This window comes from Alteromonas sp. NFXS44, assembly GCF_040148705.1.
Lineage (GTDB): Bacteria > Pseudomonadota > Gammaproteobacteria > Enterobacterales > Alteromonadaceae > Alteromonas.
The window spans coordinates 101240-126635 of the sequence record NZ_JAGDEA010000008.1 but is presented as its reverse complement, the minus strand read 5'-3'; the positions used below and the strand labels follow the sequence as shown (position 1 = coordinate 126635).

Sequence of the window (25396 nt, the reverse complement as noted above, 5' to 3'; positions counted from 1 at the left end):
TGAATTTTGTTCGTAGATTCCCATTGCCATCTGGACCGTTTAAAAATGGACGAGGCCGGACTGGAAGAAACCCTGAAGTTTGCCCGTCAGCGGGGAGTTGAGCATTTCCTGTGCGTATCTGTTTCTGTTAAAGACTACGATGACATGTATGAAGCAGTAAAAGACTTTCCTGATGTGTCTGTGTCTTGCGGGGTACATCCCTTACATCAGGAAGATGCCTGTGATTACGATACCTTGCTTGAGAAAGCGTCTAATCCTGAAGTCGTTGCAATTGGTGAAACGGGTCTGGATTATTTTTACAGTGCTGACACGAAAGAAGTGCAGCTCGCTTCATTTGTGGATCATATCAAGGTTGCGAATGCCCTTAAAAAACCGCTGATCATTCATACCCGGGATGCCCGCGAAGACACACTGTCTTTGCTTAAGGAACATAAAAATCCCGAAACAAAAGGGGTATTACATTGTTTTACCGAAAGTCTCGATATGGCCCTTGCTGCTATCGATATGGGCTTTTATGTTTCCATTTCTGGCATTGTGACGTTTAACTCAGCGGATGAACTCCGTGAAGTGGTAAAAGCGTTACCCATGGAGCGCTTGTTGATAGAAACGGATTCTCCATGGCTGGCACCGGTTCCTCACAGGGGAAAACAAAATCAGCCTGGCTTTGTGGTCGAAGTGGCTGAATTTATTGCATCAGTAAAAGGGGTAACCGTGGAAGAACTGGCCAGACAGACCACGGAAAACTTTTACACTTTATTCAGTCATGTCAGACAATAAACCCCTTATCTGGACTGAGCGGCTTTTGAAAAGCTTACAGGCCGGTAAAGATTCACCTGAAAGCCGCTTCATGCAGGTTGCCACCTGCAAGGACGGCTTGCCGGAAAACCGCACGCTGGTTTTCCGGCATCTCGATAGTGATGAAGGGATTATTTACGCGGTGTCTGATCTGAGAACCGCAAAGGCTGATGCACTTAAGGCAAATGCCAATGCTGCTATTTGCTGGTACTTTACCGGCAGCAGAGAGCAATACCGTTTAAATTGCACTACCACTATTATCACTGCGGATAACGCACCGGAAGATATTCACCGCGCATGGTCTGAAATGTCTGTACAGGGTAAAAAGCAATTTCTGTGGGGTGTGCCGGGTTCTGCCAGACAACCGGCAAAGCCTCTCAAGGCGGAAGGCAATATGAATACACCCCCGCCGTATTTCTGCAAGCTGGCTTTCAGGGCAGACTCAGTTGATTACCTGAATCTTAAGGGTAACCCTCAATATCGGGAATTCCAGACTCGATGTGATAGCGACTGGCAAATCCGGGCTGTTATCCCCTGAAAACCGGTAATCACCATTTCATTAAATCGTCTTCACCGTTTCATTTAAGCATACAGACAGTACGCGGGATCAATAGGAAAATAACTGTCAACACGATAGCAGTTTCTGTTTCCCGGAGTATTTATGCAAAATCTTGCTCAGAATATTATTTATCTTTCTCACGGTGGCGGACCATTTCCGCTTCTTGGTGAGCCTTCTCACCAGAGTATGGTGGATCAACTAAGCGGGATCGCTGCCTCATTGCCGGTTCCGGAACGTATTCTTCTGATCAGTGCACACTGGGAGGAAAGTACCTTTAGCGTAACAGGGCATCCGTCACCCGGTTTAATTTATGATTATTATGGCTTTCCGGAAGAAGCTTACAGTATTACCTATCCGGCCCCGGGGGATCCTCAATTTGCCGGGGCATTACAAGAGTCTGTCAGAGCGGCTGGTATAAAACTATCAGTGTCACCGGAAAGAGGATTTGACCACGGTATGTTCGTGCCGCTGAAAATCATGTTTCCTCAGGCTGATATTCCTGTCGTACAGTTATCATTAAGCAAGCATCTGGACGCTGCTATGCATGTACGCATGGGTGAGGCGCTGGCAAAATGTGATTTATCTAAAACGCTGGTGATAGGTTCAGGGTTTTCCTTCCACAATATGAAAGCGTTCTTCAAACCGGTTGCCGGTGCAGATGAAATGAATGATGCTTTTCAGCTCTGGCTGAAAACACTGATGACTGGTGTCGGTATCAGGGAAGGAGAGCGCTCACATCAACTCATCAATTGGGAAACAACGGCACCGAATGCCAGATTTTGCCATCCACGTGAAGAACACTTATTGCCCTTACACGTATGTTACGGACTGGCAGGCAAACCGGCAAAGCAGGCCTTTCAAACGCACATTGCAGGAAAACTGGCGACAACCTTTTTATGGTGACTGACTGGGCGGTCGTTCAGGATGCTTTGATATTTGTCCTGGTCTGCACTTCCGTCAGGAACCGGTCTTTCGCTGGCAGCAAACTTTAAATTTTTTACCGCTCTGACAGAAACAGGGATCGTTTCTGCTAATTTTGACGGTGCCGGTATCGTCATGCAGTTTTCCACTGTCATAGCGCCAGCAATCGTTTTCTTTCAGGAACAGTGATGTTTCATGGAGAACACCGGTTTTCCGCCTCTCCGCATACCACGCTCTGAATTCCACATGGTTTGTATCTGTTTGCAATACATCCAGATGGAGCCAGGTCGTGCCGGATGCACTTTCTTCAAGTGCACTGACAGTCAAATCTGCCCGTTTTGATGCTGTATAGGTTTTGAGTACGTAATCATAATTTTTGCTGACATACGCTGTGTATCTCGAACGCATCAGTTGTTCCGGTGAAGGCGCCTCTTGCTGGCCGGCAAGTAATGGCCCGCAACACTGATTTCTGTCTTTACCGCTATTGCAATAACACTGCATTATTTTGCCCGTTTAACTTTTTCGGGGCAGTGTACCTTTGTGCAGAGTTATCACCAAGGCCCGGTAACCACATTCTTCATTTCGCTGTTTTGTTCATCGTTGGTAACCCGCAGATTCACAACTGAAACGGCATAACGGCGACATAATTGTTGAATTACCACCCGTTGCTGATCGTCCAGAGCCAGATTCTCTACATATATCGTCTTGCACTGACCAGACATGATGAGCCTTGAAATCCATCCGGGTACATCTTCTTCCGAAGGTTTCTGCATACGGATACTGTGTGGCACATCTTTTTTAAAGGCTACCGATTCTGCAAGTAAGTACGACCAGCCACGGGGACGTGAAACTTCACGGGGTGCGCCATCAAAGGCAAAGCTGAGTTGTACGACGTTGTTTGAATGAGTCATGGTAATCCCTGTTTGTTTATACAGTGTATGGGTATACAGTATTTCAGGGTGACGACTTGTGCAAGTATTTTTTTGCATAAAAAAGCAGCGCAACAAACAGATTTGGACAGCAAGCCAGCAGTGGCGTGGGCTGAAGTCGTTAACACTTTTAACATTGGTGCATCGAATGCATCTTAATAGGGCAACAGGTGTCCTGAGTTTGAGCAATAAATGATCTAAACTTCACATAGAAATAACATATTGTGGCCGGTTCAGCGGATTATCGTATTTTTTGACCGTTTAACCCTGCTCAGCTCAATGTGGTACTTACAGTGCAATATATGCGTATCTGTCGATATTTCATTAGGTACAAGGAGGGCAGTCGTTGAGCAGTCATAGTATGAGCCGCCGTGCATTATTAGGGTGGATTGGTAAAACCGCGGGCGCCGGCGCGATGTATCAGGCAATGAGTTCACTGGGTTTTGCAGCCGAATCTACAAAGCCCGGTACATTGAAATTAAGCGGTACGAAGAAAGGGGCATCTGTACTGGTATTGGGTGCCGGTGTTGCGGGTATGACAGCGGCTTATGAGCTGCGCAAAGCCGGCTACAAGGTGAAAATCCTTGAGTTTAATGGCAGAGCCGGTGGTCGTTGCTGGACGCTCCGTGGTGGCGATACTTATACAGAACTGGGTGGTGCGACCCAGCAATGTCAGTTCGCTGAGGGGAATTACATCAATCCGGGTCCCTGGCGTGTGCCCTATCATCACCATCATGTGATGTCTTACATCAATGAGTTTAACGTACCCATTGAGCCTTTTATTCAGGTTAACTACAACGCTTACGTGCATTCAACTAAAGCGTTTAACGGTAAACCCCAGCGTTACCGCGAAGTGCAGGCTGATTACCAGGGATATGCTGCTGAGTTATTAAGTAAAGTCATTAACCAGAATGCACTTGATGCTGAATTGAGCGGTGAAGACAGAGAGAAGCTTTTTGAGTCTCTTCGTCACTGGGGAGCACTGGATAAATCTTCTGCCTATAAAAAGTCCTATGAGACAAGTTTACGCCGTGGCTTTAAAGTACCACCGGGCGGCGGACTGTCACCCAAACCTGAACCCTCCGAATTGTTTGACCAAAGTGCTTTACTGCAGTCTGAACTGTGGAAATACATAGTGAATGGCCAGGACATCGAATTCCAGAGCAGTATTTTTCAGCCTGTTGGTGGTATGGACAGTATTGCGAAAGCCTTTGAAAAACGGGTTGGCGATCTCATCGAATACAACGCCAGAGTCACATCTGTTGATCAGAGCGACTCCGGTGTAACAGTGAAATACGACCTGCAGGGGAGTGCCAAAGAGGCACAGGCTGACTGGTGTGTGTGCACAATTCCTCTCTCGATTCTTTCACAGATCCCTGTCACAGCAAGTAATGCCATGAAAACCGCTATTCGCTCGGTGCCTTACGCAGCGTCAGTCAAAGTGGGCCTGGAATTTAAGCGCCGCTTCTGGGAGCAGGACGATGCAATTTATGGCGGTGTTTCATACACCAATCTGCCCATTACTAATATCAGTTATCCCAGTACAAAGTTTTGTGACAAAGGCAAAGGTGTGTTGCTGGGCGGCTATGTATGGGGGCCGAACGCTTTCGAATTTACCTCGTTGCCACCGGAGGAGAGAGTCAAAAAAGCCGTTCAGTACGGCAAACAGATCCATCCGCAATACGAACAGGAGTTCGACAACGGCATTGCCGTTGGCTGGCACAGAGTGCCCTGGACACAAGGATGCTACGGCGTGTGGACTGAAGAAAAGCGGGAAGAACACTATGAAAACCTGTGTCAGGTAGATGGTCGTCTGGTACTGGCCGGTGAGCATACTTCAAATCTGCCTGCATGGCAGGAAGGGGCCATAGCTTCGGCGCGGGACGCTATTGAACGGTTACATGCCAAAGCACTGACAACGGCTGCATGAAAGAGAGGACAGAACAATGAAATCATTAATTAACGTTGCCGGTACCGGTTTACTGCTTCTGAGCAGCTGTGCATTTGCTACTGATGATGCCGGTTTTTCTCAGGGTAAGAATTTTGAAGAAGTGTCCGGAGATGAGCTGTATCACGCTATTTGTCAGGGATGCCATATGCCTGATGCACAGGGCGCCAAAGGTGCAGGCGCATATCCTGCACTGGCAAACAATCCCAAACTGAGTGCTGCTCCCTATGTCACATTTATGGTCAGCAACGGTATGGGTGGTATGCCCGCATTAAAACAATATTTATCCGATGAACAAATCGCCGAAGTGGTGAATTATACACGTACCCACTTTGGTAACCATTTTACTGACACCGTGAGTGCAGAAGACGTTAAAACCATTGCCCGAAGATAAAAAGGAAAAACGTAAATGAAAAAGTTATTAGTTGCCCCGTTACTACTGAGTGCTGTACTTGCAAATACAGGTTGCAGTGAAGCAGAAGCAACCTCCACCCCGAAAGAAACTGTTATACGTCACGGTTTAATTGGTTCAGATTTCCCCATACTGCGCGCCTCTGAAGTGCCGGCAACCAGTACCATTGTATTTTTAAGCGGGTCTGTACCCGGCGTAAGCAACCCTGACGCACCGGAAGGCAGCAGGGAGGCCTACGGTGATACAGAAATGCAAACCGTGAGCGTCATGAAACGTATCGACGAAAACTTGAAAAGTCTGGGGCTCACTATGGGCGATGTCATCAAGATGCAGGCATTTCTGGTCGGGGATCCTGAAATGGACGGGAAAATGGACTTTGCCGGCTTTATGCGAGGCTATACTCAGTTTTTCGGAACAGATGAACAGCCTAACTTGCCTTCACGGTCAGCTTTACAGGTTGCCGGTCTGGCGAACCCTAACTATCTGGTAGAGATTGAAGTGACTGCGGTTCGTCCTGAGTAATTCTCAAAGAGTATTGTGCCGGCGATACTATGCTTTCGCCGGTATTTTACTAAATACAGGGTATGTTACTCTCAGCTTTTCTTTCATCCCGCCAGTATCTGTCTACCTGACATAGCGTAAACTAAACCATATACCGGCAACAAGCCAGTAAAATACCGGTTCCTGCCAGCCTGTTTTAAGTGACCAGGTGTAATGCAAAATGGCCAGAAACAATGCCACCCATACGGTGTTGTGAAGGGGTTGCCAGCGCTGTCTCATTTTTTTCCTGATGAACAACGGAGACGTGACCGTCAGTGCAAGCAGGATCAATAAGGCGGCGAAACCCACCAGTATATAAGGCCTTTCAACGATCTCTGCGCCGGCCATCTGCCAGGCAAACTGCAGTTCAAACGCCAGCCAGGTAAGAAAATGCGCCAGTGCGTATACAAACACATAGACCCCTGCCATTCTTCTGAGTTTAATAATATCGGCGCAGGGCAGACGTCTTGCTATCTGTGACAACGCGAGGGTAAAAAGTAAAAGGTTCACCGCCATAATCCCGCTGGAATGGAGCAGCGCTTTTACCGGATCGGCACCCAGCTGATCATTGATACCGGCATAAAATAGCAACGCCAGGTAACCCGATGCCAAGGCATGGATCACGAACTTAATACTGTTGATCTGAAATGATGTCAGCCTGACAGGGCGTGAAAACAACGTTTTCTTCATTGAAACCTAATAAAACTTAGATAAATCCATACCTGAATACAGTGATGCAACTTCTTGGTATCCGTTAAACGGGCGGGTAGGGATGCGGTTCTGATTAAACAGACCACCACTGGTGATCCGTCTTTCAGAAGCCTGACTCCACCTGGGATGATCAACCGCCGGGTTTACATTCGCATAGAAGCCGTACTCCCGGTGGGCCAGACGTTTCCAGGTTGTTGGCGGCTCTTTGTCTGTTAACGTAATACTGACGATGGATTTGATACTTTTGAAGCCATACTTCCAGGGCACGACGAGTCTTACCGGCGCACCGTTTTGTGGTGGCAGGCTTTTACCATAGACACCGTTTGCCAGCATGGTTAGCGGGTGCGTTGCCTCATCAATACGTAAGCCTTCTACATAAGGGTAGTCAATTCCACCTCCGGTGAAGCGGCTTCGCTGGCCGGGCATCTGCTCAGGATCATATAGTGTTTTGAACGCCACATATTTAGCCGACGATAATGGTTTCGCCTCCGCAAGCAAGTGACTTAGCTGAAATCCCGTCCAGGGAATAACCATAGACCAGGCCTCGACACAGCGTAAACGATAAATTCTCTCTTCCAGCGCAAGACGGGTAAATAAATCATCGTAATCGAGAGTAAGAGGCTTTTCGACCAGACCGTCTACTTTCAACGTCCAGGGGTCGGTGATGAATTGCTGCGCGTTATTGACAGGATCGCTTTTGTCTGTGCCGAATTCGTAAAAATTATTGTAGGACGTTACTTTTGCTTCCGGTGTAAGCACCTCATCCGGTTTAAAGTTTTCATTCACGGAAAAATCGAGAGGTCGTGTCCTGAACGTGTCTTTTTTCTCTTCATCATCAGTGAACCAGCCAAAAGCTGATGCAGGTTGCGACATGAGCGCACCAAGCCCGGCAAAGCCTAATGATTTGATCACATTGCGGCGGTCGCGGTAAACAGATTCATCAGTAACGTCACAATCTTTGAATGTCTGAGATGGTTTGAAGCGGTGAGCCATAACTACCCTTTTTATAAAAACACATCTGTAAGACCGGTATCACAGTGATTTTATTTCAATTAAATATTGTTCATTTACAGGCTATACGGTGCTGCAATTCCGTGATTTCAACTGAAGCCGTCGAATTGTGCAGTTTGTTTAGGTAAAAACAAACTCGCATACAGCCTTGCGGCAAATTCATCTGTCATGCCTGATATGTAATCGGAAATGACTCTGTGACCGTTATCCTGTTCCTGCGCCTTCAGCCAGCGGCTGCGTGTATTATCCGGTAACAGCCGTTCCGGTTCTGAACTGAATGCTTCAAACAGTTCCATCACTGTTTGCTGACCTTTGTACTCCAGTAACTGAACTTCGGTTTTCCTGATGACCTTCTGAAATACAAAATCCTTAAATAAAGCCAGGGCGTTGAAGTGCCGCTCAGGCATAACGGCCTGATACCGGAGCAGGGGATGGCTGAATACAGCATTTTCTTCAATCACAATCGCGGTAATAAAGCTATTTACCAGTGCACCGATGGCATTTTTCCGTTCGTGATGACGCTCACTGAACAGGCGTTTTGTGAGTGATGTGATCTCTGCAGACAGCCAAGGGACATCCATTTCTGCAAGAGGTTTGGTTACGGCTTCAGTAAAGGCGCTGACCGAGACCATTTTCATCACGATGGCATCTTCGAGATCATGGATCCCGTATGCGATATCATCCGCCAGTTCCATAATGGAACAATCAAAAGATTTGTAACGAGTTTTCCCGTGTCTGTCTTCATTGTGCTCATATGCCATGAAGCGGTCTTTTTCATCATCGCCCAGAGGGTCGAGCAGCCAGTCAAACAATGCTTCATCACAACGGTAAAGCCCTTTGGGAGGGTGCCAGTGCGAGGCCTGAAGTTGCCTCAATGAACCCGGCCGGGTACCGAGACAGGCAGGGTTTGTAAGGGTATCGATAAAATTGGGGTATTTTACCAGTCCCAGAATACTGCGGCGGCAAAGGTTCATGCCGTGCTCTTCAGTATAGGGTTCCAGCTGGCATATAATGCGGAAGGTCTGTCCGTTTCCTTCAAAGCCGCCGTGATCATGCATCATATAATTCAGTGCAATTTCACCACCATGCCCGAAAGGAGGGTGACCGATGTCATGAGCCAGACAGAGGGTTTCAATCAGGCTGCTGTCGAGATGCAACTCGCGGGTTTCGCCGGGAAACTTGCCCTGTAACTGAGCGGTTATGCCGGTGCCGATTTGAGCGGCTTCCAGTGAGTGGGTAAGACGGGTGCGGTAAAAGTCGCTGAGTCCGGCCCCCAGCACCTGTGTTTTCGACTGCAACCGCCTGAAAGCGGCGGAATGCAGCACTCTGGCTTTGTCCCGTTGCCACGGGTTTCTGTGATCACCGTCCCGGGATTGACTGCGTGGCAAACGTCTTTCACACCACTTTGACGAAAAATCCGGCATACTGCAGTTACTCTCTCACATTTATGCGTGTTGATTCAGTGTTCAACATAGCATCAAACCCTTGAATTACAAAGGGCTGAGGGAGTCAGATATCCTGTTGTGACAGTTCATCAACGCTGACCAGACAATTGTCTGTGAAGGTGTCGAACAGATAACGGACTTCCGGCAGCTTTTCTTTAAAATGGGCAAGCATGTCGTCGAGGCGGTCACGGACGGGAATAAACTCGCGGTTACCGAAAGCAATTTCATCGCAGGCTTTTAACCAGGCCGAGATAAGATCGGCGGCTTTCACCAGCGTTTTATATTCAGGATCCACACTGGCCTGTACCACCAAATCTGAGAAATGCTTTTGTAATGCCAGAGGCAAAGAAGAGACACATTCTTTTTCGGAAGCGTCTTCTAATTTCTTAAATTCCCGTGTGATGCGGGGATTATGGTATTTGGTGACATGATTGATATCTGACAGTTTCGTTTCAGAGACCTCATGGTAAAGCGCAATAGTCGCGGCACGTTCAGGGCTGAGCGTACCGCCAAAATGTTCTTTACGGATGACTGCAAGCAGGTGAGCAACAACCGCAACCTGATGGGAATGCTCAGCAATATTTTCCCCTTTGACGGTATGCATCAGAGACCAGCGTTTGATCAGGGGCATACGCAGGATCCAGGCTAAAAACGTGCTTTGCTTTGACATTATATTACTTCCGGTCCGTGCTGACGGTAATGTTTGAAGAACGAACCGATGCGGGTAAGTGCAGGTTTAAGGATGTCAGCATGGGGTAAAAATACCAGTCTGAAATAACAGCCTTCCTGAAGGTTAAATGCCCGGCCGTGGACAAGAAGAATTTTCTCTTCATTCAGCAAATCAAAAATCATCTGCTCGTCATTGCTGATATTGAATTTTTTCGCGTCGACCCGGGCGAAGCAATACATTGCGCCTTTAGGTTTTACACAGTGGATGCCGGGAATACTGTTCAGCATATCTGCAGCCACATCCCGCTGGATTTTGAGGCGACCACCATCGTGAACCAGATCGTTGATGCTCTGATATCCACCCAGCGCTGTTTGAATCGCGCTCTGGCAGGGCACATTGGCACACATCCGCATGGATGCAAGCATGTTGATCCCTTCTATATAGTCTTTAGCAATACGCTTGTTACCGCTGACTACCAGCCAGCCGGCACGGAAACCTGCTACCCTGTAATTTTTAGACAAACCGCCCAGCGTCACACAGAACACTTCATCAGTCAGGGAAGCAATGCAGGTATGCTTATGACCGTCGTAGAGAATTTTGTCATAGATCTCATCAGAGAAAATAACGAGGCCGTGTTCTTTGGCTACATCAACCACCTGTTGCAATAAGGTTTTGTCGTAAACCGCACCGGTAGGATTGTTCGGATTAATTAAGACGATTGCCCGGGTGCGGCTGGTGATTTTACTTTTAATATCGTCAATATCCGGAAACCAGTCTGCCTCTTCGTCACAACGATAATGCACAGGTGTTCCTGAAGACAGGCTTACTGCGGCTGTCCACAATGGATAATCAGGACTTGGAATCAACACTTCGTCGCCGGTATTCAGTAATGCCTGCATTGCCATCATGATCATTTCACTGACGCCATTGCCAATAAAGATGTCATTAATGCGGATGTCCGGAATGTTCATTTGCTGGTAGTACTGCATCACGGCAACACGGGCCGCATAGATACCTGCAGATTCTGAATACCCCTGGGAAGTGGGCAGATTATAAATAACATCTTTCAGAATATCGTCAGGCGCTTCAAAGCCGAATGGCGCCGGATTCCCGATATTCAGTTTCAGAATTCGATGTCCCTCATCTTCCATCTTGCGTGCTTGCGCCGCAATAGGACCCCGGATGTCGTAACATACATTATCCAGTTTGTGAGAGCGTTCTACAGGTTTCATCAGGTCTTCTAATCTATCAGCGTAAAAGGGCTGACAGAGTATCGCATCGGCTGGGTGTCTGTTAAGAGGATTTTGTTATCTTTATCATCATTTTATGGTGATAAGGGAGGAAGTTATTCCGGTATTCACTATTAAATGAATGGTTTCTTCGTGATCCGTTGCATCCTTTTGTCTCATCTTATGATGAGTATTTTTTTAAAAGCACATATTGCTACTGTATTTTTAGTGCCGGCTTTATACATTTTTATGCGTAAATAATGAGCATTTTTCCTGGTGTATGTAGTCAAAAGTAGGGGTTGAAATGTAATTTAATTACAGAATTTAGGCTTTTTTGGTCCGGCAAATCGTATTTTACATGTGAAATTTTGTTAAACTTTCAGAAAGAGTGCTTTAAATTTCGCTGTTCCAAGCTCAATTTTTAGACTTATATCTCATTATATTCTTATTTGTTATTCTATTTCGAAATATGCATTCAGGAATAATCAAATAAAAACAATGATTTGCAAATGTAACAAAGCTGATTCATTGCCTTTTACCAAACTGTTACCCACCTGAAACAATAATACAACAGCATTTACGCGGATTTTGTAGGATAAATATATACGTCGACAGGGCACAGGGTTCTGAAGACAAAATAATAAGTTCGCCAAACTTTGAGGAAATGAATTATGAAAGCTATCACTAAAACTCTTGCTGCTGTACTGAGCGTTGCTGCTGTTTCTGCACCTGCTTTTGCTGCTGATAAAGAATACCGTTTTATCGGTGACACTCAATTCGCCGGTTTCTGTAAAGCTGTTGCTACTGACGATGTACGTGCACTGCGTGTTAACCTGAGCCGTAACGTTGGTCGTATAGCTGCTACTGAGCGTGAAGTTCTGCGTATGCTGACTGCTGAAGACGGTTTGACTTGCAACGGTTCTACTCTGGTTGACTTCTCTGTACAACGTGAAGCATCAGACGTACATGAATTCCTGACTTCACGCAGCTAAGCGTGGGTTGGCTAAAGAGCAGGGTGGACGCCATAGCAATTATGGATGCTCCCACCCTGATCAATGGCTACCGTTATTCTCTTCCCGCCTGAAAACGACGATTCACTGATTCCCTGCTTTTCGTCATCATTTTTGCCACGTTAAACCGCAATCTCAGTAAAGCCACGTAAGCCATAGGTACCAGTACCAGGCTGGTTAGTGTTGAGAATAGCAGTCCTCCGATTATCGCAATGGCCATAGGTGAATATGCCGGCCCGTCTCCGCCTATTTTTGTGCTGCCTGCAGCCAGAGGCACCAACCCCAGTACGGTTGTTGCCACGGTCATAAGCACCGGCCTGATGCGTGACATACACCCTTCTGTTACTGCACGGTACAATGGGACATTTTCATTTACCAGCTGATTGATCCTGTCGACCAGTACAATGCCATTGTTGACCACTATACCCATCAGGATCAGCATGCCTATCATCCCCATTACCGACATCGACGTACCGGTCACAAAAAACGCCCAGAATACGCCGGTGAACGAGAATAAGAGTGATGTGATCACTGCGGCAGGTAACAACAGTGATTCAAACAGTGCAGCCATGACGATATAAATCATGCAGACAGCCAGCAACATATTCATCTGCATGACCGCGAAAGCCTCATCCTGCCGGCGGAAACTGCCATCCAGAGTCCACTGGTAGCCTTCTGGTAAAGCAACATACGCCATGGCATTTTCTATCCGTTCTCTTGCCTGCTCCACGGTCACATCTTCAGCAAGGTTAGCTCCCACAGACAGTGCGGTCTGGCGGTAGAACCGGCGAATTTCGGACAACTGAGGTTTTACCGTAATACCGGCAATCATATCTAAGGTAACAGGGCGGTTATCAACATGACTCACAACCAGACTTTTGAGGGTTTGCAGTGATGCCTGTTCCGTTTCGCCATACAGCAGTCTCACACCGGTTTCGCCGGAATCGCCGTAGCGGAATGTGCGCAGGTTTATGCCCCGCAGCGCAGTGCCTACCAGGCCGGCAATGTCGTCTGGTCTGATTCCGGCCCGCCAGGCCTTTTCACGATCAATAGTGATCTGAAATTCCTGTTTTTCACTGCCCACATCGGCTTTCACGTCCTCCAGTCCGTCGATGCTGGCCAGAACCGGCACCAGTGCATCAGCGAGTTCCCGAAGGCGGGTAGAAGACTCTCCGAGTAGTGTCAGACGGACACCGCCACCATTACCACTGTCCCACTGGAACGACGGACGGGCTCTGGCAAATTGTGGCATTTTTTCGCGGATTGCCTCTTTAATGTCTGACACCGGTACAGGTAATTCATCATTCAATGTGATCCCGGATACCGCATGACCGGCTTCGAAATAGGTATAAACCTGTTTAATATGAAAAGCCTGCTGATTTTCATACAGAAATGCTTCCATTTTATTGACGGTAGATTCCACCTCTTCAAGGCTGTAATTTTGCGTGATGTGGTATTCAAGCCATATACGCTCATTATCATTATTCCCTTCATCATCTCCGCTAATCTGGCTCAGTGGTATGGCTGCGCTGAGTAATATCAGTAACGCCAGAAAACCGGTTGTTTTCTGATGTGCCAGTGACCAGTTAAGCAACCGTCCGTAGCGGATAATATAGCCGGGTTGGATTAACTTCTTTTCCACCGGTACTTTCACTTTTGAAACCAGCAAGGGGATCAATGTCTGCGACAGCAGCAAAGAGGCAAACAGTGAAATACAGATGGCAATGGCCACGTGCTCCAGAAATACCGTGATATCAATTTTGACGCCCACAATGTTAGGCAGAAACACGATAGCTGTCGTGGCCGTGCCGGCTATAACCGCAAGGCTTACTTTATTGATGCCAGTCTGTGTGGCACGCACCGCGTTGCTGTCACTCTGACGGGCCTGAAAAATACTTTCTGTGACAACCACCGCGTTATCCACCAGCATGCCTACCGCCAGCATCAGGCCCATCAGGGACAGGATATTCAGGGAATAGCCCATCAGGTACATGACGCCAAGGGTAATACAAATAGAGAAGGGCACCGAGAGGACAACAATGAAAGTGGTGGATAATTGACGTAAAAATACATAAAGCACAGCCACAGACAACAGCGCCCCAAGTAAACCTGCCATGATCAGATCGCCTAGCGACGAACTGACACTTTTCGCGGTGTCATCCATCACAAACAGGTTGATTCCGTTAAACTCAGGGTCTGACTCTGCTTTTTTAATTACCGCCATGACCTTGGCTGCTACTTCAACCAGATTACTGCCTGATTCACGAAATACATTGAAGCCAACCGCGTAAGTCCGGTCCAGATGCCGGCCTTCGTTGCGTTCCGGGCTTTCCCAGCTCACGGTAGCAATGTCTTTCAGCCGGATCCCGGGTCTTACAATCAGATTTTCAAAGTCGGTAATATCAGTGAATTCTCCGGCCGGATTGATGATTATTTTATTTTCAGTACCAAGTGCTCCCGCCGACGCTGAAAAATTAGCTTGTCTCAGCCGCTGACTCAGTTTGGCTGTATCGATTTTAAGTGCACTGAGTTGTTGCGGATCTAAGCGGATGACAATCTGCTTTTTCAACACGCCGTAAAGTTCCACTTTAGAGACGCCCGGTACCCGTTCCAGCGGGCGCTTAAGGTTTCTTTCCAGTAAGTCATAAGCGTTACTTAAATCCCGTGCACTGGATACCCTTAACTGAAATACTGGCATGTCGTTGGTATTGAATTTGTAAACAAGTATCCGTTCAACATCATCCGGTAATTCGTGGCGGATAGCGTCGATTTTCTCTCTGGCTTCAATGCTCTTGGCTTTGATATTTTCATCCCAGTCAAACTCGATGAAAATTTGCGCCAGGTCTTCCATGGATGTGGCCTGCAGGCGTTTGATTCCTGACATGGTAGCCAGTACTTCTTCTACCGGACGGGTTATCATGCGCTCAACTTCAGATGGCGTGGCGTCACGGTATGGCACTTCAACCACTATCTCAGGAATATCGATTCCGGGAAATTTCTCCAGGGGTAATAACCGGGATGCCATAACGCCGAACAGCAACATGGACAAAAAACACATGCAAACGGTAACCGGGTGGGTCAAAGCAAACCGGGCCAGACGGGCAGCCCCGGCAGAAGCGTGATTATCCATAAGTGCATTCTCCGTTCTCTTCCTCTGAAAGTGCCGGACTTGCCGCAAATTCTTTCGTATCAAATAAGCTGTACAGTACCGGGATAAGTACCAGTGTCAGCAAAGTGGCAAAGGTTAATCCTGATATCACGGTGACCGCCATGGGCGTACGCACTTCTGCGCCATCGCCGAAACCAATTGCCATGGGTAACAGGCCAAGAATAGTGGTAAGAGTTGTCATCACAATCGGGCGTAAACGGTTTTTCCCTGCATCGATAATCGCTGCATTTTTTTCCATGCCGGCAGCCCTGAGCTGATTAATGCGGTCGATAAGCACAATGGCATTATTCACAACAATCCCGCACAACATGATAAGACCGATAAATACCACTACAGAGATATGTGTGTCAGTGAGCCAGAGCCCGAACACAGAGCCTGCACCGGCAAGTGGCACGGCAAACAAAATAAGCAGTGGATGTAACAGTGATTCAAACTGAGACGCCATGACCAGATAAACCATAAAAACAGCAAGGGCTAAAGCAAACTGCAGTGACGCAAAGCTTTCCTGCATATCTTCGCTCTGCCCGGCTACTACGGCTTTCAATGACAGGGGGAAACGTATTGATGCCATTGCTGCCTGCGCTTCTTCCACGGCCTCAGCCAAATCGCCGTAAGCAAGGTTAGCGTTAATAAGCACCACACGTTGCTGGTCTTCGCGGGTAATTTCAGACGGTCCCGTACTCATAAACACATCAGCAACAGCGGATAGTGGTACCGGGAAATCACTGTCCGGATTGACTATAATTTGTCTGACGTCGTTAACATTATCCCGTTGTTGCAACTGATTACGTACCAGAATGTCGACCTTTCTGTCATCCATAGAGTATTGAGTTGCCACCTTACCGCCAACTTGTGCTGCAACAACATCCGAAACCTGCTTTGCGTCCAGGTCCAGTCTGGCAAGTGCGGCATTATTAAAGGCTATTTTAAGCTCGGGATTACCGGCCTGCAGTGTTTTGGTGATGTCAGTAAAGCGCCGGTTTTGCTCAAGCTTTGACATAATCGCCCGGCTGTATTGTTGTAACTGGTTTAAATCGTAGCCCTGCAACTGGATCTGCAACGGGGCTGCAAAACTGAATAACTCAGGTTCGCCAAACTGACTTTGTACGCCGGCCTGCGATGACAGAAATTGCCGCATGGCTGTTTTTACCTGTTCCATGTCATCAGTGCCTGCACCGGGCTTCATCACAACATTTAACTGACCCCAGTGATCACCACCCTGTCCCGGGGCTGCGCTGAGTAAACTGCCGGTGCCGGCCAGCGAATAGCTTCGTTCCACGCCGGCCTGAACATTGGTGACCTCAGCCAGCCGGGCCAGTAAGGCGTCGGTATGCTGAACACGGGTACCAGCCGGCAGCGTGACTTCGACGTAAAACTCTCCCTGAGTGAGTTTCGGAATAAGTTCCATTCCAAGGCGTGGCAATAACAGTACAGAACTGGCAGTAATGGCAAGGGCAATAACAAGGACCATGGCCCGTTGTGAGAGGGCACCGCGTATTGCTTTATCATAGCCTTTTTCCAGCAAACTGAAGCCTGCTGCTACCAGTGCGGTGAGCGGACGGAACAGCACGCCAAAGCATACTGATAAAGCCTTCCACAGAGCAAAAATAACAGTGAATAATGCCTGAGGTAAGTAAATAAACAGCAACCGGAACGGAAATGTGAGAATTGCTTTAAGGCCGCGCAGGGCAGGATGTGCAGATGAGGGCACGACGGGCTGGCTGAAAGTCTCCGTGTGAGCAGGTTCTGTGCTGCGGCTGCGTGCTGCAAGAGCAGGGATCAGTGTCAGAGCCACGACCAGAGAAGCCGCGAGAGCAAATGACACGGTCATCGCCTGATCACGGAACAACTGCCCGGCGATACCTTCAACAAATATCAGAGGCACAAACACCGCCATCGTGGTGAGTGTGGAGGCAATAATCGCACCGGTCACTTCTTCTGTACCGCGCTCTGCCGCCAGGGCTTTGTTACCGTTCGTGAGTTTGCGGTGTCTGTCGATATTCTCCAGCACCACAATGCTGTTATCCACAAGCAGACCTACTGCCAGCGCAATACCACCTAAACTCATGATATTCAGGCTGATGTCATTACCATACATCAGATTAAAGGTGGCTATGACGGAAACCGGAATGGAAACCGAGATGATTAGCGTAGTGCGGAAATCCCGCAGAAACAGGTAAATCACCAGCATTGCCAGCAAGCCGCCGATCATCGCTGACGTTTTAACATCGTCGATGGCCTGCTTAATAAAGGTGCTCTGGTTATAAATGGTTTCAAGATGATATTGAGCAGGCAGGGCTCCGGACAACGCATCAATTTCGGTCAGAACCCGTGTTGCCACATCCACAGAATTTGCATCGCCTTCTTTATAGATGGCGATCTCTGTGCCTTCCGTACCGTTAAAACGGGTGACAGCATCTCTTTCTTTGTACAGATTACTGACACTGGCCACATCTTTTAACTGAACATTTTTGCCTTCAAACCGGCTGATATACACATTTTCGATATCTTTCAGGGATTCAAATTCGTTGAGTGTGCGTACCAGAAATGCCTGCGTGCCGTCATCCAGCCTGCCCCCTGCGGCATTGACATTCTCTTCCTGTAAACGGGTGATAATGGTGCTCATACTGACACCCAGCTGACTGGCTTTCCGGGGATCAACCAGTACCTGAATTTCGTTTTCAAGTCCGCCGCCCAGCCGCACAGAGGCAACACCTTCAACAGACTCCAGTTTGCGCTTTATCTGTTCTTCTGCAAATAAGCGCAGTGTCTTCATTTGTTCCGCTGCCACGCGGGGATCAATTGAAAGGGCGTCCGGTGTCAGCGACAGGCCCAGTTTCATTACCGGGTCCATAGAGGGGTTAAACTTTAAAAGCCGGGGCTTGTCCACATCCAGTGGCAGTTGCAGAATATCCAGCTTTTCCCGAACTTCCAGGCTGGCAAAGTCCATGTCAGTTCCCCAGGAAAACTGCAGTACCACATCAGACTGACCAGCTCTGGAAATTGATTTAACGCTTTTGACGCCTTTTACCACGCCTACTGCTTCCTCCACCGGCTTACTCACCAGTTGCTCGAGTTCCGCAGGCGCAGCACCTTCGTAGTCAGTGCGGATTGTGAGGGTCGGGTATGACAGTTCAGGTAACAGATTCACCGACAGTCTGCTCAGTGACACCATACCAAACAGCAGAATGGCGGCAGTGAACATGGCGATGGCGACCGGACGTTTAACCGCTAATTTTACAATACTCATTGTCAGTTCCTTTGCGCGTAAAATCAGCTGTTAACGACGTCTACAGGGGTTTGATCTTTAAGATTCTGGTGGCCAACGGTGACAACGGTTTCGTTACCGGTGAGGCCGCTGATAATTTCCACCATGCCGGCATCTTCAAAACCTAACGTCACAGGCACTTTTAATGCTTTTCCGTCACGGACAACAAATACATTGCTCTCGTTATCAATACTCACCAGTGCAGAGCGCGGCAGAAGCGGCGTATCACTGTGAGTGTCATAATTCAGGGCAACTTCAGTGAACATACCGGCTTTCAGTGTTTCTTCGTCATTGGGTACGTTCAGAGTCACTTTAAATGTGCCGGTTGTGGCATCAATGACCGGGCTTATCCGTGCCACGCGGGCAGTAACTTTGCGGTGGTTCAGTGCGGGGATAGTCAGTGTAGCCTGCTGATTATTGCGGATTTGAGAGAGTTCGCTCTCGGGCAGATAGACAATGCCTTGCAGGGATTTTTGCTGAACAATATGAAACATACGTTCGCGCTGGAAGGATTCAGTCAGGTTACCGACTTTGGCATTACGCTCTGCAATATAGCCACTGATAGGGGCGGTGATGGTGGTTTCTTTCAGATCCAGTTCGGCCAGTTCAACATTCGCCTGTACAGACTCAAACTGAGCGGTCAGCTTCTCAAACGCATCGTCACTGATCAGTTTGCGGGAATACACCTTATTCATTTTCGCCAGTTCCTGCTCAATACCGGCTAAGTCAGCTCTGGCTTTTTGCAGGTTCAGTTCATAACGTCGTTTGTCAAGTTGCGCCAGGATCTGACCTTTTTCAACATAGTCACCTTCTTCAACCAGGATATGTTCGATTATGCCGGATGCTCTGGCGACAACGAACGCTTCTTCCTGTGCTTCTAAAATAGCGGTGGTTGCATAATTTGAAGAAATTTCACCCCGCTGAATGGTTGTCGCCTCAACAGGAATAGTAATGATAACGGCCTCTTCCTTTTCTTCATCCGTGGCGCCGGCATTGCCGCAACCGGCAAGGGTCGTGCTGAGTAAGCCAAGTGAAAAGGTTGCTGCAAGTAATAAAGGTGTTCTGGTTTCCATGGTCAAAGCCCGTAGTGAGTACTGTTATAAGTTATACCCCGTAACAGCATTGACCATGCCACTCTACAACTTTCGTATAATTATCATTATTTTCAACAGTTTAGGGTTTTTGGTGAGAGGAGGGGAGTTGGCGAGATACACAAGTATTAGTCAAAACCACTAATTACTGGTGTTAAAATCACTGTTAAGCAAAATTATTGAGAGGCTACTGAGCGGACTGACATCAGGGCTTCAAAAAGGGAAGAATGAAGCCGGTTGTCAGCTCCACATCACACATATTGCGGCTATAGCAATAAGCACCAGGCCAGTCACTTCGTGACGTTTGACCGGTGTTTTCAGCATCATCGCCGAAATGACCATGGTGGTCAGTACTTCTATCTGTCCCAGTGTTTTTACATAGGCCACATACTGAATAGTCATAGCACTGAACCAGCAAACTGAACCAAAACAGCTGGTGGTACTGGCAGCTAGTGTCAGGGCCGGCTGACGGCGAAGTTGCCGGAACACGTAGGGTTCTTTTATAGAAATATAAACACAGAGGATCAGTGTCTGAATGCACAGAACCCACAGCAGTCCCCAGGCAGTATTCACCGGGAAGGGAACAGAAAGCTGATTGGCCGCCTCGCGGATAAACAGTGAGGTCAGTGCAAAACTGCCACCGCAGGCTAGCCCGGTCAGTATGGTTTTCAGGCTGAGTTCACCCTTACGGGTTGCACCACTCAGTACAAATACCGCAACAGCCCCGATAATGATCCCCAGCCAGCCAAGGGACGTTAGCTGACTGCCGAAGAACAGGGTGCCTAAAACCGCGGCAACCAGCGCCTCGCTTTTTGCCAGTCCGGCGCCCACAGCGAAATTTTTTTGCTTAAACAACACCACCATAAGGGATGTGGCCACAATTTGCATGACTGCGGACACCAGAATATAGGCGATAAAAGTGCCGTCAAATGCCGGTATGCCCACAGGATAAAACTGATAAAGCGTAATCAGATAAGCGAGGGCGATTGGCGGAGCAAAAAGAAAACGGGCCAGCGTCACACCTGAGGTGTTGACGTGCTGGCTAAGTTTACTTTGAAAGGCGTTTCTGAATGTTTGCAGGATTACCGCGCCAACGGTAAAGAATACCCAGGTCACAGAATTTCGAAGCGGGTTTCGATCTCTACGTTACCTGCCAGCATTAACATCACTGAACAGTATTTTTCTGCTGACAGTTGTACGGCTCTGGCAACGGCTTTTTCAGATAAACCTTCGCCTTTTACTTTATAACAGGCAATGATTTTAGTGAAAACTTTGGGCGGGTTTTCTGCGCGCTCTGCCACCAGTTCACATTCACAATGGGAAATGTCGAACCGGCCCTTCTTTAGAATATCCACCACATCGATACTGGAGCAACTACCGGCTGCAATCAACACCGATTCCATAGGAGAGATAGCCTGTCCGTTGCCGTCCATCACGGTTTTGTAGCCGGAATCTGTGGTACCGGTAAAAGTGAGATCGTTATCCCATACAACTTTTGCTTTCATGTTATTCCTGTTAATTCAGTTTTACTGCATCTTTCGTGATGGTAATTTTGCGTTGTTTATATAACGCACCCAATGCTTTTTTGTATGCCGCTTTACTGACATTAAAGTGGGCGTAAATATCTTCCGGTTTACTTTTATCGGTTAAGATCGAAGCACCGCCATGTGCTTCCAGATCTTCCAGAATAGCTTCTTCCAGTGTTTTCCGGCCGGTTTTGTCGGTACGTTGAAGGGCGACATCAATTTTGCCGTCCTCGCGGATGGTCTTAATGACAGCATCCAGTTGCTGACCGGTTTTTAATGGCTTAAATGCATCACTGTGAAAAATCAGTCCCAGCGCCTCACCATTAATGACGACTTTAAAACCCAGTTCCGTTTTTGAATACACCAGGCATTCAACCCCGTCGCCGGCTTTCAATGTATCTGACGATTCCTTAATGAAACGGTGAAGCCGGGTGGCGCCCAGGATGCGGCCGGTACTTTCATCGTGATAAATATGAACAACATAACGCATGCCTTCATTGACCGGTCCGTCCTGCATACCCGCCGGGACAAGCAGATCCCGTTGACCGCCCCAGTCAAAAAATGCACCGAAATTTGTTGCGCCGGTTGCTTTAAGCACCACGGTATCACCAGCCTGCGCTACCGGTGTTTGCGGCCAGGCTTCAAGATTTCCGGTTTCATCGATGCCGACAAAAATATCCAGCGTATCTCCGGTTTTCACTTTTTCCGGCAGCGCGGCCATATTTTCATGAGTTAGCAGTACCAGCGGATCGTTATCATCGCCACTGGAGAGGTGAAAGCCAAAAGGCAGTGATTCACCGACTTGAAGGGTATTGATTTTGCCAATGTGTATCATCAGGACTGACTGTGAAAGTAAATACAGGTAACATGATAACCAATTGTGAGAATGAGCTAAACCATTATGAAGTTGAATTGCGATCTTGGTGAAAGTTTCGGTGCCTGGCATATGCCTGTCGACGGCGACATTATGCAGTATATCGATCAGGCGAACATTGCCTGTGGCTTTCACGCCGGTGATCCGCTGGTAATGCGTAAAGCTGTCGCACTGGCTAAAGCAGCGGGTGTGGCCACGGGGGCTCATCCGTCTTATCCGGATCTGCAGGGCTTCGGCCGGCGCTCAATGAAAATGGCGGATGATGAGCTGACAGCCTGCCTGCAATACCAGATTGCAGCACTGAGCGGTGTTGCCCGTATTCAGCAGGTAGAAGTGTCCTACGTTAAACCTCACGGTGCGCTGTATAACGATTTAATGCAGGACAGGGCGCTGCGCCAGACCGTCATGAAAGCCGTGGCAGAAGCGGGGCAGGGAGCGCTCAGTCTGATGATTCAGGCTCATCCTGACAGTGACAAGCTTATTGCAGAAGCTGAGGTTTACGGGCTCCGTTTGCAATTTGAAGCCTTTGCTGATCGCCGGTACACCGATGACGGCTATTTAATGTCGAGGCAACATGCCGGTGCGGTGCTGAATCATGAGCAAGCCACTGCGCAGGTACAGGGATTACTGGAACACGGTACGATTATAACCAGTGGCGGTAAAACGCTGACGTTGCAGGTAGATACACTTTGTGTGCACGGCGATTCGCCCGGCGCAGTGGCGATGGCAAAATCGTTCAGAGAAATGCTGAATCATGCAAGCCTTTGACAACGTCCGTCACATTGCCTTTGCCGGCATGGACGGTCTCATATTGTACTTCGGTGGTAAAGATGTCACGCAAATGAACGCTGCGGTTTCCGCTTATCATCTTGCGTTGAAGGCGAATCCGCCAATCTGGTTAAAAGAAGCCATCCCGTCCTATGACTCCCTGCTAATTTTGTTCGATGCAAAGATAACTGACAGCCATGGAGTGTATCGCTTATTGCGGCAACTGCAACCGCAGATGTCATCCGGAAAAAGCCTTCGACGACACCGGATCCCTGTCTGGTATGGTGCTCCGGAAGCGAATGATCTTGATGAAGTCGCTTCTCACACCGGCCTGGCGGTCAGTGAGATAATTGCATTGCATACAGCAACCGTGTACCGCGTGTTTGCAGTAGGGTTTGCGCCCGGTTTCGCTTATCTGGGGGAAATTCCGGAACGTCTGTCGGTACCGCGCCGCAAAACACCGAGGACAAAAGTGCCCGCCGGTGCGGTTGCACTGGCCGACCGTCAGGCTGCAGTGTATCCGCAAGTATCGCCCGGCGGCTGGCAGTTACTGGGACTCAGTCCGTTAACTTTATTTGATCCTGCCAGTGCGCAGCCGGCCCTGTTGCAGGCCGGCGACGAAGTAGAGTTCTATGAAATTGATGAGCGGGAATACCTGGAGCAGGTGAAGGCATGACAATATCCTTTACTATTATCAATCCGGGTTTCCTCAGTTTAATCGTTGATGCCGGCAGAACAGGGATGCAGGAGCAGGGTTTTAGCGGCTCAGGTCCTTTAGACGTCGAAGCTTTTAACTTTGCAAACTGGCTTTCTGGCAATCCTGAAGGCAATCCTTGTATTGAAATTGCCGGTGATGTACACATCAGATTTGAGCATTCAGCCACTATCGCTGTTTGCGGCCCTGCTGTTTCACTTGCCGTGAACGGTGAACCTGCTTCTGAACTGGCCACAATTAACCTCAGCGCCGGAGACGACGTTCAGATTTCGCAGCAGCTTGCAGGTCAACGTTGCTATTTCGCTGTCCAGGGCGCCTGGCAGATACCTGAAATAGCCGGTTCTGTGTGCACCGTGATGCGGGAAAAGCTGGGCGGACTTGCCGGTGACGGAAAGCCTCTTCACGCCGGTGACACAATTCATGTCGTCCCTGCAGCACAGGAAAACATAAGCCGCATATTGCCTGCTTCGATGCTTGCTCCCTATGCCAGTGATGCTCCGGTTGATATTATTCCTGCTTATCAGCATGACATGTTCAGCAGCAGAGTCCGGGCAACTTTTTATTCCTCAGCCTACAGTGTGACACCGCAAAGTGACCGCATGGGTTATCGCCTGAGTGGTCCTGCCATATCGTCGGGTTTTGAAGCTATGCGCTCAGAAGGGATTAATTGCGGTTCTGTGCAGGTGCCTGCAGACGGTCAGCCGATTATAATGCTGGCTGACAGACAAACTCTGGGCGGTTATCCCAAAATCGGCGTAATAGCGCCATATGATCTTCCGAGGGTAGCGCAGTCTGTTCCCGGCACAACATTAACGTTTAATCCGGTGGATCCGGAAAATGCCCGTGGGACATGGCTGTTAAGGCAAGCCCGTATTGACAATTTTTTCAGGAACAATTGATATCTGATGACAATCGCGTTTTTAAATGACCAGTTTTTACCCCTTGAAGAAGCACGTATTTCTCCGATGGACAGAGGTTTTCTGTTCGGCGACGGTATTTACGAGGTGATCCCTACCCTGCACGGTAAAGCTGTTGGTATGAACGCCCACCTCGACCGGTTACAAAACGGGCTCGATGAGCTGGCAATTACAAATCCGAAAACAAAGGCACAATGGACAGAGCTGGTCAGTGAACTGGTGACGAAAAATACACAAGCTCTGAATTCTGCGTCAGTGGGTGTGTATATTCAGGTATCACGGGGTACTGAGATGAAACGTGCCCATGGTTATCCTGACAATATTACTCCCACTGTGTTCGCTTTTGCGTTTGCTACCGCCGCGCCGCCGGTGCCGGATAAAGCCGCAGTGGTAACCTTTGATGTCGCCAGTGGTGAAGATAAGCGCTGGCAGCGTTGTAACATCAAATCCACATCGCTGCTCGGCAATGTGATGCATTATCAGCAAGGCCGGCAGGCCGGTAAACAGGAAATCATTCTGTTGAACAGCCGCAGAGAAGTGACTGAGGCCAGTTCATGCAACGTGTTCGTTGTGAAAGAAGGTATTATCATGACACCACCGCTGGATCATCAAATTCTGCCGGGAATTACCCGGAAGCTGGTCATTGAAAGTCTTGCAGCAGAAGGCGTTGAGGTGCAGGAAGTACCGGTCACAGCAGAAGTATTGTTCAGTGCTGATGAAGTGTGGCTAACCAGCTCCAGTAAGGAAATCAGCCCTGTTACCTCGGTGGATGATAAACCCGTGGGGAACGGGCAGGCAGGTGATGTATGGCTTAAAGCCATCACTGCTTTCAACAAACACAAGTTTACGTTATAAAAAAACCTGCACGCTGTGCAGGTTTATTTAATC

At 48.4% G+C, this 25396-nt stretch carries 24 protein-coding genes; 11 read left to right on the top strand and 13 right to left on the bottom strand.

Annotation, left to right across the window (positions count from 1 at the left end; all coding sequences use genetic code 11):
• Positions 1 to 6 precede the first annotated feature (6 nt).
• From J3369_RS11625 to J3369_RS11615, 3 genes are all read left to right on the top strand, one after another.
• Positions 7 to 777: a TatD family hydrolase gene (locus tag J3369_RS11625; protein WP_349586943.1), complete on the top strand. Its 771-nt coding sequence runs from the start codon at positions 7 to 9 to the stop codon at positions 775 to 777.
• Positions 764 to 1333 carry a pyridoxamine 5'-phosphate oxidase family protein gene (locus J3369_RS11620; protein WP_349586941.1) on the top strand — a complete coding sequence of 190 codons (570 nt, stop codon included), beginning with the start codon at positions 764 to 766 and terminating at the stop codon, positions 1331 to 1333. The genes J3369_RS11625 and J3369_RS11620 overlap by 14 nt, the downstream gene beginning before the upstream one ends.
• A gap of 123 nt (positions 1334 to 1456) precedes the next feature.
• Complete coding sequence (locus J3369_RS11615; protein WP_349586939.1) at positions 1457 to 2257, top strand: DODA-type extradiol aromatic ring-opening family dioxygenase; 801 nt, start codon at positions 1457 to 1459, stop codon at positions 2255 to 2257.
• A gap of 54 nt (positions 2258 to 2311) precedes the next feature.
• Here J3369_RS11615 and J3369_RS11610 read toward each other — a convergent pair whose 3' ends face one another.
• Both J3369_RS11610 and J3369_RS11605 read right to left on the bottom strand, forming a co-directional pair.
• On the bottom strand, positions 2312 to 2776 hold the full coding sequence (locus tag J3369_RS11610; protein ID WP_349586937.1) for a YchJ family protein: 465 nt from the start codon (positions 2774 to 2776) through the stop codon (positions 2312 to 2314).
• A 50-nt stretch (positions 2777 to 2826) separates the two neighbouring features.
• Positions 2827 to 3186, bottom strand: coding sequence for a deoxyguanosinetriphosphate triphosphohydrolase (locus J3369_RS11605; RefSeq protein WP_232373349.1), 360 nt, complete (start codon positions 3184 to 3186; stop codon positions 2827 to 2829).
• A gap of 364 nt (positions 3187 to 3550) precedes the next feature.
• Between J3369_RS11605 and J3369_RS11600 the strand changes: the two genes are divergently transcribed.
• The 3 genes from J3369_RS11600 to J3369_RS11590 are packed head-to-tail and all read left to right on the top strand — an operon-like array spanning position 3551 to position 6086.
• Positions 3551 to 5134 (top strand): flavin monoamine oxidase family protein, encoded by a 1584-nt coding sequence (locus J3369_RS11600; protein ID WP_349586934.1) that lies wholly within the window; start codon positions 3551 to 3553, stop codon positions 5132 to 5134.
• Positions 5135 to 5150: 16 nt separating this feature from the next.
• Complete coding sequence (locus J3369_RS11595) at positions 5151 to 5546, top strand: c-type cytochrome (protein WP_119501508.1); 396 nt, start codon at positions 5151 to 5153, stop codon at positions 5544 to 5546.
• Between the two features lie 15 nt (positions 5547 to 5561).
• Entirely contained in the window at positions 5562 to 6086 is a 525-nt protein-coding gene (locus tag J3369_RS11590; protein ID WP_349586931.1) for a RidA family protein, read from the top strand.
• Between the two features lie 102 nt (positions 6087 to 6188).
• Here J3369_RS11590 and msrQ read toward each other — a convergent pair whose 3' ends face one another.
• The 5 genes from msrQ to J3369_RS11565 all read right to left on the bottom strand — a co-directional run bounded on the left by msrQ (position 6189) and on the right by J3369_RS11565 (position 11173).
• Entirely contained in the window at positions 6189 to 6794 is a 606-nt protein-coding gene (gene msrQ / locus J3369_RS11585; RefSeq protein ID WP_349586928.1) for a protein-methionine-sulfoxide reductase heme-binding subunit MsrQ, read from the bottom strand.
• A 6-nt stretch (positions 6795 to 6800) separates the two neighbouring features.
• The gene (gene msrP / locus J3369_RS11580) at positions 6801 to 7808 is read right to left on the bottom strand and encodes a protein-methionine-sulfoxide reductase catalytic subunit MsrP (protein ID WP_349586925.1); all 1008 of its coding nucleotides are present in this window, start codon (positions 7806 to 7808) and stop codon (positions 6801 to 6803) included.
• Between the two features lie 107 nt (positions 7809 to 7915).
• Complete coding sequence (locus J3369_RS11575; protein WP_349586922.1) at positions 7916 to 9250, bottom strand: anti-phage deoxyguanosine triphosphatase; 1335 nt, start codon at positions 9248 to 9250, stop codon at positions 7916 to 7918.
• Positions 9251 to 9335: 85 nt separating this feature from the next.
• Positions 9336 to 9941 carry a 5'-deoxynucleotidase gene (gene yfbR, locus J3369_RS11570; RefSeq protein ID WP_349586919.1) on the bottom strand — a complete coding sequence of 202 codons (606 nt, stop codon included), beginning with the start codon at positions 9939 to 9941 and terminating at the stop codon, positions 9336 to 9338.
• On the bottom strand, positions 9941 to 11173 hold the full coding sequence (locus J3369_RS11565; protein WP_119501502.1) for a pyridoxal phosphate-dependent aminotransferase: 1233 nt from the start codon (positions 11171 to 11173) through the stop codon (positions 9941 to 9943). Before J3369_RS11565 ends, yfbR begins: the two co-directional genes overlap by 1 nt.
• Before the next feature lie 668 nt (positions 11174 to 11841).
• Between J3369_RS11565 and J3369_RS11560 the strand changes: the two genes are divergently transcribed.
• Positions 11842 to 12162 carry a hypothetical protein gene (locus tag J3369_RS11560; RefSeq protein WP_349586916.1) on the top strand — a complete coding sequence of 107 codons (321 nt, stop codon included), beginning with the start codon at positions 11842 to 11844 and terminating at the stop codon, positions 12160 to 12162.
• 73 nt (positions 12163 to 12235) lie between these two features.
• Here J3369_RS11560 and J3369_RS11555 read toward each other — a convergent pair whose 3' ends face one another.
• The 6 genes from J3369_RS11555 to J3369_RS11530 form a co-directional block, all read right to left on the bottom strand.
• Positions 12236 to 15310, bottom strand: a complete 3075-nt coding sequence (locus J3369_RS11555; RefSeq protein ID WP_349586914.1) for an efflux RND transporter permease subunit — start codon at positions 15308 to 15310, stop codon at positions 12236 to 12238.
• Positions 15303 to 18599, bottom strand: a complete 3297-nt coding sequence (locus J3369_RS11550; RefSeq protein WP_349586911.1) for an efflux RND transporter permease subunit — start codon at positions 18597 to 18599, stop codon at positions 15303 to 15305. The genes J3369_RS11555 and J3369_RS11550 overlap by 8 nt, the downstream gene beginning before the upstream one ends.
• A gap of 23 nt (positions 18600 to 18622) precedes the next feature.
• The gene (locus tag J3369_RS11545; RefSeq protein WP_349586909.1) at positions 18623 to 19690 is read right to left on the bottom strand and encodes an efflux RND transporter periplasmic adaptor subunit; all 1068 of its coding nucleotides are present in this window, start codon (positions 19688 to 19690) and stop codon (positions 18623 to 18625) included.
• Positions 19691 to 19948: 258 nt separating this feature from the next.
• On the bottom strand, positions 19949 to 20824 hold the full coding sequence (locus J3369_RS11540; protein WP_349586906.1) for an EamA family transporter: 876 nt from the start codon (positions 20822 to 20824) through the stop codon (positions 19949 to 19951).
• Positions 20821 to 21213, bottom strand: a complete 393-nt coding sequence (locus tag J3369_RS11535; RefSeq protein ID WP_349586904.1) for an OsmC family protein — start codon at positions 21211 to 21213, stop codon at positions 20821 to 20823. Before J3369_RS11535 ends, J3369_RS11540 begins: the two co-directional genes overlap by 4 nt.
• A gap of 10 nt (positions 21214 to 21223) precedes the next feature.
• Positions 21224 to 22069 (bottom strand): CvfB family protein, encoded by an 846-nt coding sequence (locus tag J3369_RS11530; RefSeq protein WP_349586902.1) that lies wholly within the window; start codon positions 22067 to 22069, stop codon positions 21224 to 21226.
• Between the two features lie 66 nt (positions 22070 to 22135).
• Here J3369_RS11530 and J3369_RS11525 point away from each other — a divergent pair, with 66 nt between their 5' ends.
• The 4 genes from J3369_RS11525 to J3369_RS11510 are packed head-to-tail and all read left to right on the top strand — an operon-like array spanning position 22136 to position 25363.
• Positions 22136 to 22876: a 5-oxoprolinase subunit PxpA gene (locus J3369_RS11525; protein WP_349586900.1), complete on the top strand. Its 741-nt coding sequence runs from the start codon at positions 22136 to 22138 to the stop codon at positions 22874 to 22876.
• Positions 22863 to 23552 carry a 5-oxoprolinase subunit PxpB gene (pxpB, locus tag J3369_RS11520; RefSeq protein ID WP_349586898.1) on the top strand — a complete coding sequence of 230 codons (690 nt, stop codon included), beginning with the start codon at positions 22863 to 22865 and terminating at the stop codon, positions 23550 to 23552. Before J3369_RS11525 ends, pxpB begins: the two co-directional genes overlap by 14 nt.
• Positions 23549 to 24490 carry a 5-oxoprolinase subunit C family protein gene (locus J3369_RS11515; protein WP_349586895.1) on the top strand — a complete coding sequence of 314 codons (942 nt, stop codon included), beginning with the start codon at positions 23549 to 23551 and terminating at the stop codon, positions 24488 to 24490. The genes pxpB and J3369_RS11515 overlap by 4 nt, the downstream gene beginning before the upstream one ends.
• Before the next feature lie 6 nt (positions 24491 to 24496).
• On the top strand, positions 24497 to 25363 hold the full coding sequence (locus tag J3369_RS11510; protein WP_349586893.1) for an aminotransferase class IV: 867 nt from the start codon (positions 24497 to 24499) through the stop codon (positions 25361 to 25363).
• The last annotated feature ends 33 nt before the right edge of the window (positions 25364 to 25396 follow it).

What these genes read in the sequence shown, in the direction of transcription:
- J3369_RS11620 (WP_349586941.1), top strand. Translation starts at nt 764, where the DNA reads ATGTCAGACAATAAACCCCTTATCTGGACTGAGCGGCTTTTGAAAAGC.
- J3369_RS11615 (WP_349586939.1), top strand. Translation starts at nt 1,457, where the DNA reads ATGCAAAATCTTGCTCAGAATATTATTTATCTTTCTCACGGTGGCGGA.
- J3369_RS11610 (WP_349586937.1), bottom strand. Translation starts at nt 2,776, where the DNA reads ATGCAGTGTTATTGCAATAGCGGTAAAGACAGAAATCAGTGTTGCGGG.
- J3369_RS11605 (WP_232373349.1), bottom strand. Translation starts at nt 3,186, where the DNA reads ATGACTCATTCAAACAACGTCGTACAACTCAGCTTTGCCTTTGATGGC.
- J3369_RS11595 (WP_119501508.1), top strand. Translation starts at nt 5,151, where the DNA reads ATGAAATCATTAATTAACGTTGCCGGTACCGGTTTACTGCTTCTGAGC.
- J3369_RS11590 (WP_349586931.1), top strand. Translation starts at nt 5,562, where the DNA reads ATGAAAAAGTTATTAGTTGCCCCGTTACTACTGAGTGCTGTACTTGCA.
- msrQ (WP_349586928.1), bottom strand. Translation starts at nt 6,794, where the DNA reads ATGAAGAAAACGTTGTTTTCACGCCCTGTCAGGCTGACATCATTTCAG.
- msrP (WP_349586925.1), bottom strand. Translation starts at nt 7,808, where the DNA reads ATGGCTCACCGCTTCAAACCATCTCAGACATTCAAAGATTGTGACGTT.
- J3369_RS11575 (WP_349586922.1), bottom strand. Translation starts at nt 9,250, where the DNA reads ATGCCGGATTTTTCGTCAAAGTGGTGTGAAAGACGTTTGCCACGCAGT.
- yfbR (WP_349586919.1), bottom strand. Translation starts at nt 9,941, where the DNA reads ATGTCAAAGCAAAGCACGTTTTTAGCCTGGATCCTGCGTATGCCCCTG.
- J3369_RS11565 (WP_119501502.1), bottom strand. Translation starts at nt 11,173, where the DNA reads ATGAAACCTGTAGAACGCTCTCACAAACTGGATAATGTATGTTACGAC.
- J3369_RS11560 (WP_349586916.1), top strand. Translation starts at nt 11,842, where the DNA reads ATGAAAGCTATCACTAAAACTCTTGCTGCTGTACTGAGCGTTGCTGCT.
- J3369_RS11555 (WP_349586914.1), bottom strand. Translation starts at nt 15,310, where the DNA reads ATGGATAATCACGCTTCTGCCGGGGCTGCCCGTCTGGCCCGGTTTGCT.
- J3369_RS11550 (WP_349586911.1), bottom strand. Translation starts at nt 18,599, where the DNA reads ATGAGTATTGTAAAATTAGCGGTTAAACGTCCGGTCGCCATCGCCATG.
- J3369_RS11545 (WP_349586909.1), bottom strand. Translation starts at nt 19,690, where the DNA reads ATGGAAACCAGAACACCTTTATTACTTGCAGCAACCTTTTCACTTGGC.
- J3369_RS11535 (WP_349586904.1), bottom strand. Translation starts at nt 21,213, where the DNA reads ATGAAAGCAAAAGTTGTATGGGATAACGATCTCACTTTTACCGGTACC.
- J3369_RS11530 (WP_349586902.1), bottom strand. Translation starts at nt 22,069, where the DNA reads ATGATACACATTGGCAAAATCAATACCCTTCAAGTCGGTGAATCACTG.
- J3369_RS11525 (WP_349586900.1), top strand. Translation starts at nt 22,136, where the DNA reads ATGAAGTTGAATTGCGATCTTGGTGAAAGTTTCGGTGCCTGGCATATG.
- pxpB (WP_349586898.1), top strand. Translation starts at nt 22,863, where the DNA reads ATGCAAGCCTTTGACAACGTCCGTCACATTGCCTTTGCCGGCATGGAC.
- J3369_RS11515 (WP_349586895.1), top strand. Translation starts at nt 23,549, where the DNA reads ATGACAATATCCTTTACTATTATCAATCCGGGTTTCCTCAGTTTAATC.
- J3369_RS11510 (WP_349586893.1), top strand. Translation starts at nt 24,497, where the DNA reads ATGACAATCGCGTTTTTAAATGACCAGTTTTTACCCCTTGAAGAAGCA.